This is a genomic window from Vibrio sp. L5-1 (assembly GCF_021728315.1).
In the GTDB taxonomy this organism is placed as follows: domain Bacteria; phylum Pseudomonadota; class Gammaproteobacteria; order Enterobacterales; family Vibrionaceae; genus Vibrio; species Vibrio splendidus_K.
This window is the reverse complement of sequence record NZ_JAKKCQ010000003.1, coordinates 139,221-151,875: the sequence shown is the minus strand read 5'-3', so window position 1 is coordinate 151,875 and position 12,655 is coordinate 139,221. Positions and strand designations below refer to the sequence as shown.

At 44.9% G+C, this 12,655-nt stretch carries 10 protein-coding genes; 2 read left to right on the top strand and 8 right to left on the bottom strand.

From position 1 onward, the window contains the following. Positions 1-19: 19 nt before the first annotated feature. The 6 genes from odhB to sdhC form a co-directional block, all read right to left on the bottom strand. Complete coding sequence (odhB, locus tag L3V35_RS13155; RefSeq protein ID WP_114633858.1) at positions 20-1,228, bottom strand: 2-oxoglutarate dehydrogenase complex dihydrolipoyllysine-residue succinyltransferase; 1,209 nt, start codon at positions 1,226-1,228, stop codon at positions 20-22. Between the two features lie 21 nt (positions 1,229-1,249). Beyond that, positions 1,250-4,069: a 2-oxoglutarate dehydrogenase E1 component gene (sucA, locus tag L3V35_RS13150; protein ID WP_017079473.1), complete on the bottom strand. Its 2,820-nt coding sequence runs from the start codon at positions 4,067-4,069 to the stop codon at positions 1,250-1,252. 97 nt (positions 4,070-4,166) lie between these two features. Continuing rightward, positions 4,167-4,880 carry a succinate dehydrogenase iron-sulfur subunit gene (locus L3V35_RS13145; RefSeq protein WP_004734213.1) on the bottom strand — a complete coding sequence of 238 codons (714 nt, stop codon included), beginning with the start codon at positions 4,878-4,880 and terminating at the stop codon, positions 4,167-4,169. Positions 4,881-4,892: 12 nt separating this feature from the next. Beyond that, positions 4,893-6,659, bottom strand: a complete 1,767-nt coding sequence (gene sdhA, locus L3V35_RS13140; protein WP_009847321.1) for a succinate dehydrogenase flavoprotein subunit — start codon at positions 6,657-6,659, stop codon at positions 4,893-4,895. After that, on the bottom strand, positions 6,660-7,007 hold the full coding sequence (gene sdhD / locus L3V35_RS13135) for a succinate dehydrogenase, hydrophobic membrane anchor protein (RefSeq protein ID WP_004734215.1): 348 nt from the start codon (positions 7,005-7,007) through the stop codon (positions 6,660-6,662). After that, positions 7,001-7,393, bottom strand: a complete 393-nt coding sequence (gene sdhC / locus L3V35_RS13130) for a succinate dehydrogenase cytochrome b556 subunit (RefSeq protein ID WP_012604532.1) — start codon at positions 7,391-7,393, stop codon at positions 7,001-7,003. The genes sdhD and sdhC overlap by 7 nt, the downstream gene beginning before the upstream one ends. A gap of 414 nt (positions 7,394-7,807) precedes the next feature. On the opposite strand from sdhC, the gene L3V35_RS13125 reads away from it, so the two are divergent. Beyond that, a complete protein-coding gene (locus L3V35_RS13125) occupies positions 7,808-9,097 on the top strand; it encodes a citrate synthase (RefSeq protein WP_004734217.1) in 1,290 nt (429 codons plus the stop codon). 136 nt (positions 9,098-9,233) lie between these two features. On the opposite strand, the gene L3V35_RS13120 is transcribed toward L3V35_RS13125, so the two are convergent. Continuing rightward, positions 9,234-9,992 carry a Nif3-like dinuclear metal center hexameric protein gene (locus L3V35_RS13120; protein ID WP_054547183.1) on the bottom strand — a complete coding sequence of 253 codons (759 nt, stop codon included), beginning with the start codon at positions 9,990-9,992 and terminating at the stop codon, positions 9,234-9,236. Between the two features lie 90 nt (positions 9,993-10,082). On the opposite strand from L3V35_RS13120, the gene L3V35_RS13115 reads away from it, so the two are divergent. Next, on the top strand, positions 10,083-10,841 hold the full coding sequence (locus L3V35_RS13115; RefSeq protein ID WP_054547182.1) for a DUF1853 family protein: 759 nt from the start codon (positions 10,083-10,085) through the stop codon (positions 10,839-10,841). 135 nt (positions 10,842-10,976) lie between these two features. Here L3V35_RS13115 and pgm read toward each other — a convergent pair whose 3' ends face one another. Next, positions 10,977-12,623: a phosphoglucomutase (alpha-D-glucose-1,6-bisphosphate-dependent) gene (gene pgm / locus L3V35_RS13110; protein WP_237300007.1), complete on the bottom strand. Its 1,647-nt coding sequence runs from the start codon at positions 12,621-12,623 to the stop codon at positions 10,977-10,979. Positions 12,624-12,655 lie beyond the last annotated feature (32 nt).

Genomic DNA, 12,655 nt, shown 5'->3' with positions numbered 1-12,655 from the left:
ACTAGACGTTTTAGAGATACTAAACGTCTAATAGCAGACGTGCAGGATCTTCTAGAAGCTCTTTGATTGTCACTAGGAAGCCAACTGATTCACGGCCATCGATTAGACGGTGATCGTAAGAAAGCGCTAGGTACATCATTGGTAGAATTTCTACCTTGCCATCAACAGCCATTGGACGATCTTGGATTTTATGCATACCCAAAATTGCCGCTTGAGGCGGGTTGATGATTGGCGTAGACATTAGAGAACCAAATACACCACCGTTTGTGATAGTGAAGTTACCGCCCATCAGCTCATCAACTGTTAGCTTGCCGTCACGGCCTTTGATTGCTAGCTCTTTGATGCCTTTTTCGATGTCAGCAAAACCTAGTGTGTCACAGTCTTTCAGTACTGGAGTCACTAGACCACGTGGCGTAGATACCGCCATGCTAATATCGAAGTAGTTGTGGTAAATGATATCTGTACCATCAATCGAAGCGTTAACTTCAGGGAAACGCTTCAGCGCTTCTGTTACTGCTTTCACATAGAAAGACATGAAACCAAGACGCGTATCGTGACGCTTCTCGAATTGGTCTTTGTACTGCTTACGAAGGTCCATGATTGGCTTCATGTTCACTTCATTGAAAGTAGTCAGCATCGCTGTGCTGTTCTTCGCTTCTAGAAGACGGTTTGCAACTGTCTTACGTAGGCGAGTCATTGGCACGCGCTTTTGGCTACGAGCCGCTGCTGGCGCTTCAACTGCAGGTGCAGATGCTGCTGCCGGAGCCGCTTTCGCTGCTGCTAGGTGTGCGTCGATGTCTTCACGAGTAATACGACCACCAACACCAGTGCCTTTGACGTCAGCTGGTTGTAGGCTGTGTTCTGCAAGAAGACGACGAACAGCAGGGCTTAGTGCGTCGTTGCTTTCTTCTGTCAATGCCGCTTTGTGGCGCTTATCAGGAGAAGCTTCTGTATCTTCAGTGGTATCTTTCGTTGGTTCACCAGCGACAGCACCAGGTTTGATCTTTGCAAGAAGCTGCTTAGAAAGTACCGTAGCACCCTCTTCTTCTAGGATAGCTTCCAGAACACCCGCTTCAGGAGCCGGTACTTCTAGAACTACTTTATCTGTTTCGATGTCTACAATGACTTCATCACGTGCAACGGCTTCGCCTGGTTTTTTGTGCCAAGTCGCCACTGTTGCATCAGCCACAGATTCAGGTAAATCTGGAACCAGAATTTCAATTGTCATGTGCGTATTTTCCTTTTACTTCTAGTTCTTAAGTAGGGTCAAAGCGTCGTCAACTAACGCTTTTTGTTGTTTCAAGTGTACCGACATATAGCCAACAGCTGGTGATGCTGATGCAGGACGACCTGCATATTGAATATCAGCACCCACTGGGATAGCAGCTCGGAAATTATGTTGGCTACTGTACCAAGCACCTTGGTTTTGTGGCTCTTCTTGACACCAAACGTAATCGACTACATTTGTGTACTGTGCGATTGCAGCTCTCACGTCCTCGTAAGGGAACGGGTAAAGTTGCTCAATACGTACAATAGCGACATCGTCTTGCTCGTTCTTACGTCTTTGATCAAGCAGGTCAAAGTAAACCTTACCTGAACAGAACACGACGCGTTTTACGTTCTCAGGAGCCAGATCATCAATTTCTGCGATAGCTGGTTGGAACGTACCTTCTGCTAAATCTTCCATAGAAGACGTACATAGAGGGTGACGAAGCAATGACTTAGGTGACATTACGATCAGTGGACGACGCATTGGTCGAACAACCTGACGGCGAATCATGTGATAAACCTGTGCCGGTGTTGAAGGAACAACAACCTGCATGTTTTGTTCAGCACATAATTGAAGGTAACGTTCAAGACGTGCAGATGAGTGTTCTGGGCCTTGGCCTTCATAGCCGTGAGGAAGCAGCATAGTTAGACCACATAAACGTGCCCACTTTTGCTCACCTGACGAAATGAATTGATCGATTACAACTTGTGCACCGTTTGCGAAGTCACCAAATTGCGCTTCCCAAAGGGTTAGACCGCTTGGTTCTGCCGTTGCATAACCATACTCAAATGCGAGTACCGCTTCTTCAGATAACACAGAGTCAAATACTTGGAATGGCCCTTGTTTATCATGAATGTTCGCAAGAGGAACATACGTGCTTGCATCTGATTGATTGTGCAGTACTGAGTGACGGTGGAAGAACGTACCACGACCTGAATCTTGGCCTGAGATACGAATACGCTTACCGTCATCAACAAGTGTTGCGTAAGCCAGAGTCTCGGCCATACCCCAATCGACTTGTTTCTCACCATTCACCATGGCAGTACGATCGTTGTACAGTTTGTTTACTCGGCTTTGCAGCTTATGGCTGTCTGGGTATTGGCAAAGTTTGCTACCAAGCTCTTTCAGGCGCTCGATATCAATCTTGTTGTCCCATTCGATGTTCCAGTCGTGACCTAGGTAAGGTGACCAGTCCACTGAGTGAAGTGCCATTGGGCGCCACTCTTTAACCACAACTTCACCGTGATCAAGTGCATCACGATATTCGTTAACGAGTTGAGTTGCCGTATCAATACCAAACTCACCGCGTTCCATTAGCACGTCAGCATAAAGCTTACGTGGCGTTGGATGCTTCTTGATTTTTTGGTACATCAAAGGCTGCGTTGCATTCGGCTCATCGGCTTCATTGTGACCGTGGCGACGGTAACAAACCAAATCAATAACAACATCACGCTTAAACGTATTACGGTAATCTAATGCAAGACGTGCTACGAAAGCGACAGCTTCTGGATCATCAGAGTTAACGTGGAAAATCGGAGCCTGAACCATCTTCGCGATATCGGTACAGTACATCGTAGAACGAGTATCGCGAGGGTTAGACGTTGTAAAACCAACTTGGTTATTTACAACGATACGAACCGTACCACCAACACAGAAACCACGAGCTTGAGACATGTTGAACGTCTCTTGTACTACACCCTGGCCAGCGATAGCTGAATCACCATGGATAGTAATTGGAAGTACGCGGCTGCCATCTTTATCGTCTAGACGATCTTGGCGAGCACGTACAGAACCGATAACTACCGGGTTTACGATTTCTAAGTGAGATGGGTTAAATGCAAGTGCTAAGTGAACGTTGCCACCTGGTGTTGCGAAATCCGCAGAGAAACCTTGGTGGTATTTCACATCACCAGTGCCCCACGAGTCATCGCTGTGCTTGCCCGCAAACTCGTCAAACAGGTCTTGTGGCTTTTTACCAAGCACGTTGACCAGCATGTTTAGACGACCACGGTGAGCCATACCAACAACAACTTCACGCATGCCTTGTCCACCTGCATGACGAATAATTTCCTTCGTCATTGGGATCAACGCATCACCACCTTCCAACGAGAAGCGTTTTGCGCCTGGGAATTTAGCACCAAGATAGCGCTCAAGACCTTCAGCAGCAGTTAGCTCTTCTAGGAAAGCTTGCTTTTCTTCTTTATCGAAAGAGGGTTGACCAGAAACAGACTCTAAACGTTGTTGGATCCAACGCTTTTGCTCTGTGTTAGTCATGTGCATGTATTCAGCACCAATCGAACCACAATAAGTTTGCTTTAAAGATTTGTACAAATCTCGAAGCACCATCGTCTCTTGGCCAATGGCGTAAGAGCCGACGTTAAACGTCTCATTGAGGTCATCTTCGGTAAGAGTGTGGAAAGAAGGATCCAGTTCAGCGACTGTATCTCTTTCCCATAAACCTAGGGGGTCTAGATTTGCTGATTGATGCCCTCGGAATCGATAGGCATTAATAAGTTGCAGAACCTTTACTTGTTTCGCATCGACATCTGGATCACTAACTTGGACACTGTAATGCTTTGTTTCTTGAGCGAGTCGACGGAAGTATTCACGAACACGAGAGTGTGGTTGTTCCACTGCTTCTGAAGCTTGCACAGGCAATTCTTCAAAAACACTTCTCCATTCGTCACTTACCGAATCGGGGTCACTTAGATACAGTTCATAGAGTTCTTCTACGTACGTTGCATTGGCGCCAGCCAAGTGTGAAGACTCGAGCCATGCCTTCATCACGCCGTTGTGCATATTTTCCCTTAACCAGTAGTTTTCACGTTTGCTGCGGTCTATGCCGAGCTATTAAAAGGCCGCCCCAAAACTTCTAGGGCGGCAATTTTTATATAACTTAAACCGAACGATTCACAAGCATGGTCTTGATGTGACCAATCGCTTTCGTCGGATTTAATCCCTTAGGACAAACACTTACACAATTCATGATGCCATGGCAACGAAAAACGCTAAATGCATCATCAAGATCGGACAGACGTTCGTCTGTCGCCGTATCTCGGCTATCTATTAGCCAACGGTATGCTGCAAGCAGGCCAGCTGGTCCGATGAACTTATCTGGATTCCACCAGAATGATGGGCACGAAGTTGTACAACATGCACACATGATACATTCATACAAACCATCTAAATGAGCACGCTCATCAGGGCTTTGTAGGTTTTCACGAGCCGGTGGCACATTGCCATCAGACACTAAGAACGGCTTAACTTTTTCGTAGTTATCGTAGAACTGAGTCATGTCTACGATTAAATCACGTACCACAGGCAAACCTGGAAGTGGGCGAATTACGATTTTATCTTGGCCAGTAAGAGCAGACAGAGGTGTAATACACGCCAATCCATTTTTACCATTCATGTTCAAGCCATCAGAACCACATACACCTTCACGGCATGAACGACGGAATGAAATCGTTGGATCTTGCTCTTTCAAAAGAATAAGCGCATCCAAAAGCATCATGTCAGAGCCTTCCTCCACCTCTAGGGTGTACTCTTTCATGTAAGGCTTCTGGTCCACATCTGGGTTGTAACGGTATAAAGAGAAATTCAGTTTCATGGTCATATCTCCTTAGTACGTACGTGCTTTCGGCGGGAATGCTTCACGATGGATAGGTTCCATGTTCACGCCACGCTTAGTCATACTTTCTGATTCTGGGTTGTAAAGTGAGTGGCATAGCCATTGCTCATCATCACGGTCTGGGAAGTCAAAACGAGCATGCGCTCCACGACTCTCTGTACGGAAGTTTGCTGCAACCGCAGTTGCGAATGCCGTTTCCATCAAGTTTTCAAGCTCTAAACACTCAATACGTTGCGTGTTGAACTCTGTCGACTTATCTGAAAGGTGTGCATTCTTAAGACGCTCACGAATCACTTTAAGCTCTTCTAAGCCATCAGCCATCGCTTTACCTTCACGGAATACAGAGAAGTTGTTCTGCATACATTGCTGAAGATCTTTACGAATTACCGCAGGGTCTTCACCGTCAGTACTGTTTTCCCAACGATTGTAGCGCTCTAGTGAACGTTCAATGTCGGCTTCAGTTGCAGGTTTTGCTTCAGCTTGCTTATTCAAAGTCTCACCAAGGTGAAGACCTGTTGCACGACCGAACACAACCAAATCAAGTAGCGAGTTGCCACCTAGACGGTTTGCACCATGTACAGATACTGAAGCGATTTCGCCACAAGCGAATAGACCTTGAATTTCAACGTCTGTACCGTCTTCAGTTTGTTTGATTGCTTGACCAGAAACCTGTGTAGGAACACCGCCCATCATGTAGTGACACGTTGGGATTACAGGAATTGGTTCTTTAACAGGATCAACGTGAGCGAAGGTACGAGAAAGCTCACATACACCCGGCAGACGAGATTCAAGCGTCTCTTTACCTAGATGATCAAGTTTCAGCTTGATGTGTGGACCCCATGGACCATCACAACCACGACCTTCACGAATCTCAACCATCATCGAACGAGCTACAACATCACGACCTGCTAAATCTTTAGCATTCGGAGCATAACGTTCCATGAAGCGCTCGCCGTCTTTATTGAGAAGGTAACCACCTTCACCACGACAACCTTCTGTTACCAAAACACCTGCGCCAGCGATACCCGTTGGGTGGAACTGCCACATTTCGATGTCTTGCATTGGAACGCCTGCACGAATCGCCATACCAACACCGTCACCAGTGTTAATGTGTGCATTCGTTGTTGATGCGTAGATACGACCAGCACCACCAGTAGCAAGGATTGTTGCCTTCGCTTTGAAGTAGCAAACCTCGCCCGTTTCCATACAAAGCGCGGTAGTACCTAAGATTGCACCATCTTCGTTTTTAACAAGATCCAGTGCATACCACTCAGAGAAAACCGTCGTTTTGTGTTTAATGTTTTGTTGGTAAAGCGTATGAAGCAGTGCGTGACCAGTACGGTCAGCTGCCGCTGCAGTACGAGCCGCTTGCTCACCACCAAAATTCTTAGATTGGCCACCAAACGGACGTTGGTAAATACTGCCGTTATCAAAGCGAGAAAATGGAAGACCCATTTTTTCTAATTCGATAACTGACTCAGGGCCATTTTTACACATGTACTCGATAGCATCTTGGTCACCGATGTAATCGGAACCTTTAACCGTATCGTACATGTGTTGTTCCCAGTGATCTTCATGCGCATTACCAAGAGCAACGGTGATACCACCTTGCGCAGATACAGTATGAGAACGAGTTGGGAAAACTTTAGAAAGCAATGCACAAGATAGGCCTTGCTCAGAAATTTGTAGCGCGGCGCGCATACCAGCACCACCAGCGCCAATTACTACAGCATCAAACTCACGAACAGGAATAGTCACTTACGCACCCCACAAAATAAACAGACCAGAGAAGAAATATCCTAGAAGAACCGCAACAACACCGACTTGAAGACCAACGCGCAATTTTGCACATTTGATGTAGTCAGTTAGTACTTGCCACAAGCCGATCCACGCGTGAACCAAAATTGAAGTAAGTGCTAACATGGTGAAGACTTTAGTGAAGGTACCACCAAAGAATTGCGTCCAAGATGCGTAAGAAATATCACCTGAGAAAGCACAGAAGCTCACTAGGTAGATAGTGTAAAGCGTCATAATGATGGCTGTTGCACGAATCAATAGATAATCATGCACACCATTACGACCAAAAGTAGAAACGTTGTTTACCATACTAAGATCCCCGCTAGTAGAGACAATACCGCTGTTGCTGCGAATGCAACCTTCGCGCTCTTAGCGCCAGATTCCAGCTCTTCAAAGTGACCAAGGTCCATAAGAAGGTGACGAATACCACCAGCAATGTGGTAAGCCAAAGCGGTTAAAATGCCCCACAGAATAAACTTCACGAAGAAACCGTCGACAATGTCGCTAGCTTCCATAAAGCCTACAGGGGAAGAGAGGGAAATGGATAGTAACCAAAGCAGAATTCCGATCGCAACAAAAGTAATCACCCCAGACACACGGTGTAGGATGGAAGCTATTGCTGTGATAGGAAAGTGGATGGTCTGTAAATCTAAATTAACAGGTCTTGTCTTTCTTTCTTTCACGGGCTCGCTCACTCAGCTCCATTGAGCATGATGGTCATTAAATAACCTTATGTATTGTTATGGACAAAATTTGATTGCAAACCTTCAAAATTTAACATTAACTTAACAAATAACGTAGGTTGAGCCTTAGATAATTGTAAAATAATTGTTAACAGCTAGGTTTCTGAAGACACCTCACATTTCTTCTTAGCCTTGCATTTATAAGGTTTTAACCAAACTTTTCAGCGCCACTATACGGCTGGCAACATTCTAATACAATTGATGCAACAAATAATGCTACACAGAACAGATTTTTAACGAATTTAATGTAAAAAACACTAACAAGTGCACACAAAGCTGCAGAAAAATTGACTTTCTCACGTAAGACCAGTAAAAAAATGGCACATAAACATCCTGGACGGATTAATAATAACAAAGGAGATTGTTATGGCGGATAAGAAAGCTACCCTTCATATTGAAGGTCAAGCACCGATCGAATTGCCGATTACAGAAGGTGTACTTGGTACTCCAGTCATCGACGTTCGTACACTGGGTTCTAATGGTTTTTTCACTTTTGATCCTGGTTTTCTTGCCACTGCATCTTGTGAATCGCAAATAACTTATATTGACGGTGGAAAAGGTATCCTTCTACACCGTGGTTATCCAATTGATCAACTGGCCAATAACGCTGATTACTTAGAAGTTTGTTACATTCTTTTATACGGCGAAGCTCCTTCTCGAGCTCAATACGAAGAGTTCAAGACGACAGTCACACGTCACACCATGGTTCACGAGCAAATTGCTAGTTTCTTCCACGGCTTCCGTCGTGACGCTCACCCAATGGCTGTTATGTGTGGTGTGGTAGGTGCGCTTGCTGCGTTCTATCATGATTCATTAGATGTTAATAACGACACACACCGTGAAATTGCGGCATACCGCCTAATTTCTAAGATGCCGACACTGGCTGCAATGTGTTACAAATATTCTATCGGTCAACCGTTTATCTACCCGCGCAATGACCTAGGCTACGCAGAAAACTTCCTACATATGATGTATGCAAACCCATGTGAAGAATATGAAGTAAACCCTGTTGTCGCTCGCGCAATGGACAAAATCTTTACGTTACATGCTGATCACGAACAGAATGCTTCAACGTCAACGGTTCGTTTAGCAGGTTCTTCGGGTGCAAACCCATTTGCTTGTATTGCTGCTGGTATCGCTTCTTTGTGGGGTCCTGCTCACGGTGGTGCTAACGAAGCTTGTCTAATGATGCTTGAAGAGATCGGTAGCGTAGACAACATTGAAGAATATGTAGCAAAAGCAAAAGACAAAGATGACCCATTCCGCCTAATGGGCTTCGGTCACCGTGTTTACAAAAACTACGATCCACGTGCAACAGTAATGCGTGAAGCGTGTCACGAAGTACTTAAAGAGCTAAACATTCAAGATCCACTACTAGACGTAGCAATGGAACTTGAGCGCATCGCTCTTTCTGACGAGTACTTTGTTTCTAAGAAGCTATACCCGAACGTAGATTTCTACTCAGGTATCATTCTGAAAGCGATCGGTATTCCTGTATCAATGTTCACAGTAATCTTCGCGATGTCTCGTACTATCGGTTGGATTGCACACTGGAACGAAATGCACAGCGATCCGACGAACCGTATAGGTCGTCCTCGTCAGTTGTATACTGGTGAAGAACAGCGTGATTTCCAAGCTCTACACGAGCGCGAATAGTAAAGTTTAAACTTTTCTAATCGATTGAAATCAAAAAGGGTTGATGTATTAACATCAACCCTTTTTTGTATTCCAGTATTTCGTATCACTTCAATGAAGGTACAAATATCCAGAAAGTCATAACCTCTAAACGTGGTTACACTGGATTATCAATATCGATAAATTCTACATCTAAGTCATGCTCTTTCGCTAACCACTCACCTAATGCCTTCACACCATAACGTTCTGTTGCGTGGTGGCCTGCTGCAAAGTAATGAATATCTTGCTCACGTGCAGAGTACGTTGTGCGCTCTGAAATTTCACCAGAGATAAATGCATCAATACCTTGAGACGCAGCTAACTCAATGTAGTCTTGACCACCACCAGTACACCAACCAACAGTCGTAATCATTTTATCTTGGTTTTCTGGAGTGATATGTAATGGCTTGCGGTTCAAAGCTTGGCCAATCTTTTCTGCGAACTCTGCACCAGTCATTGGTGAACTCAACTTACCAAACATCGCAACAGATTGTGGATGCCCTTCCAAGCCACCTTCAACTTCAATGTCGAGCAACTCTGCAAGCTTGGCGTTGTTACCAAGTTCAGGGTGGATATCAAGTGGTAAGTGGTAACCCAAAAGGTTGATGTCGTTTTTAATCAGAGTTCGAATTCGCTTACCCTTCATACCACGAATGGCTTCTGACTCACCTTTCCAAAAGAAACCGTGATGGACTAATAAAGCGTCTGCGTTCAGTTCTACCGCTTTATCAATTAATGCTTGAGAAGCTGTCACACCAGTAACAATGCGCTTTACTTGAGAAGTACCTTCCACTTGAAGACCATTAGGACAGTAATCTTTAATCTGCTGTGGCTGAAGTTTTTCGTTAAGTAGCTTTTCTAATTGTAAGTTATTCATTTTTCTTTCCAGCTTAACTTTATAATAACGTCGTTATATCAATTTACGGGTAGAATGTCGAAAGCCCCACGATGAGTTTATGAGGAACCGATGACAGCACTGCAACGTTTTTACCAATGGGTCATCGACTCACCGCCGTTACTGAAAATTAAGCCACCGATTTCCGATCTTGGTGCATTCTTAAGCACCCATGCCATCGACTCATCACACACTTATAACGGAAACCCAAGGTTAGGTTTCCTCTACCAGCATCTATGTGAACAAGTCATTGAAGCCTCACCTGATTATTCGGTCAAGTACGATGAGATTCAAATTAATGTTGAGGGAAGAACACTCGGTGCTATCGACTTTATTTTAGAAGAAGAAAATAGCCAGAAACTGCAACACTGGGAAGTCGCGATCAAGTTTTACCTGCTCCATGAACAGACATGGTTTGGTCCTAACTCTCATGACCAATTGGATAAGAAGTTAGACAGGATGCTCACCCATCAACTTGGCATGTCCTCTTCAGCGGCGTTTGTGGAGCAATATCCAGAGATCGATGTCGACTCAAAACATCTCCTCATGCAGGGTCGTCTATATACCAACCCATTCTTAGATCAAAAAGTACCTACTGAATGTTTGGGCTATGACATTAATTCAAGCCAAGTAAACGGTTTTTGGTGTTATCAAAACCAAGCCCATTTAATTACTGATGTACTCTACCCTCTCACCAAAGAGCAATGGGCAGCTGGCACTGATGACTTCACCTGTGAACCTATCACCGAGTTTGGTGATCGCTTCGTTCATGGGCAAACTAAATCAGGGCAGTTTTGGTTTGTGATGCCACAAAGTTGGCCACACGGTTAAGACAATCTACTCATTTGCAAATTAATTCAAACACTTAGCCTTAACCGCTATACCCACAAGCTGATAAAAAAGGGCTGATGCTTTCACATCAACCCTTTCACTATTTACTTGATGACTCTACTAATCGGTATTCGATTATAGGCCAGCGGCTGCAAATACTTGATTAACAATCTCTTGAGCTTCTGCTTCGATTGCTTTCAGGTGCTCTTCACCTTTAAAGCTTTCACAGTAGATCTTGTAGATGTCTTCTGTACCTGATGGACGAGCAGCAAACCAACCGTTTTCAGTCGTCACTTTTAGGCCACCAATCGCAGCGCCATTACCCGGAGCGTGCGTTAGGCGTGCGGTAATTGGGTCACCAGCCAGCGTCTCAGCAGAAACCATCTCTGGAGACAGCTTCTTAAGTACGTCTTTTTGTGCACCGTTTGCTACCGCTTGAATACGGTTATACTTAGATTCACCGTGTTTAGCAGCAAGCTCTTCGTAATATTCTTGTGGGTTCTTACCCGTTACTGCTGTGATCTCAGCCGCAAGCAAACAAAGAATTAGGCCATCTTTATCTGTTGACCAAGGCGTACCGTCTTTACGTAAGAAAGATGCGCCAGCACTCTCTTCACCACCGAAACCAAACTGACCGTTGTATAAGCCATCAACGAACCATTTGAAACCAACCGGCACTTCACAAAGTTCACGACCTAAGTCGGCAACAACACGGTCGATTAGTGCACTTGATACTAGTGTTTTACCCACTGCAACGTCTTTGCCCCAACCTTCACGGTTACGGTATAGGTAGTCAATACAAACCGCTAGGAAGTGGTTTGGATTCATCAAGCCTTTTGGCGTAACAATGCCGTGGCGATCGTAATCAGGGTCGTTACCAAACGCTAGTTGATAGTCATCTTTAAGCGCCAATAAGCCTGCCATTGCGTACGGAGAAGAACAATCCATACGAACCACACCATCTTTGTCTAGAGACATAAATTGGAACGAAGGATCAACCGATTCACTGACCAGAGTAAGATCTAGGTTGTACGCTTTGCCAATTTGACGCCAGTAATCAATACCGCTGCCACCCAGTGGATCAACACCAATCTTGATGTTTGCTTTCTGGATCGCTTCCATATCAACCACGTTAACCAAGTCAGCAATGTAAGGAGCAACGAGATCAACTTCTTTCACTAGCTCAGACTGTTTAGCCTGTGCGATAGGAGTACGCTTTACGCCTTGCATTTGCTCAGCAATGATGACGTTCGCACGATCTTCAATCGCTTGAGTTAGCTCAGCCTCAGCAGGGCCACCGTGTGTCGGATTGTATTTAATACCACCGTCTTGTGGTGGGTTATGCGAAGGCGTGATAACAATGCCGTCCGCTTTTTTGTCATTCACTAGGTTATGCGTAAGAATCGCGTGCGAGATACCTGGTGTTGGAGTAAAGCCATTGTTTTCTTGAATAATAACTTCAACATCGTTGGCTACAAGCACTTCGATTACAGTAGAAAACGCAGGCTCAGAGAGAGCGTGAGTATCTTTACCTAGGAAAAGAGGCCCTGTTGTACCTTGCTCAGCACGAACTTCAGCCACCGCTTGTGCGATCGCTAGGATGTGGTTTTCATTAAATGTTGATTTGTCTGCTGTACCACGGTGACCTGAAGTACCGAACAGTACTTTGTGGTCTGGGTTAGTAGCATCCGGTTGCTGTAAGAAATAGTTAGCAACTAAAGCCGGAATATTATGAAGATCTTCCTGCTGAGCTTTCTGCCCAGCACGAGGGTGCATAGCCATTTTTCGACATCCTTATATATAAAATTTAAAAA

Excerpts from the sequence above, each read along its gene's own strand:
- odhB (WP_114633858.1), bottom strand. The coding sequence starts at position 1,228 with ATGACAATTGAAATTCTGGTTCCAGATTTACCTGAATCTGTGGCTGAT.
- sucA (WP_017079473.1), bottom strand. The coding sequence starts at position 4,069 with ATGCACAACGGCGTGATGAAGGCATGGCTCGAGTCTTCACACTTGGCT.
- L3V35_RS13145 (WP_004734213.1), bottom strand. The coding sequence starts at position 4,880 with ATGAAACTGAATTTCTCTTTATACCGTTACAACCCAGATGTGGACCAG.
- sdhD (WP_004734215.1), bottom strand. The coding sequence starts at position 7,007 with ATGGTAAACAACGTTTCTACTTTTGGTCGTAATGGTGTGCATGATTAT.
- L3V35_RS13125 (WP_004734217.1), top strand. The coding sequence starts at position 7,808 with ATGGCGGATAAGAAAGCTACCCTTCATATTGAAGGTCAAGCACCGATC.
- L3V35_RS13120 (WP_054547183.1), bottom strand. The coding sequence starts at position 9,992 with ATGAATAACTTACAATTAGAAAAGCTACTTAACGAAAAACTTCAGCCA.
- L3V35_RS13115 (WP_054547182.1), top strand. The coding sequence starts at position 10,083 with ATGACAGCACTGCAACGTTTTTACCAATGGGTCATCGACTCACCGCCG.
- pgm (WP_237300007.1), bottom strand. The coding sequence starts at position 12,623 with ATGGCTATGCACCCTCGTGCTGGGCAGAAAGCTCAGCAGGAAGATCTT.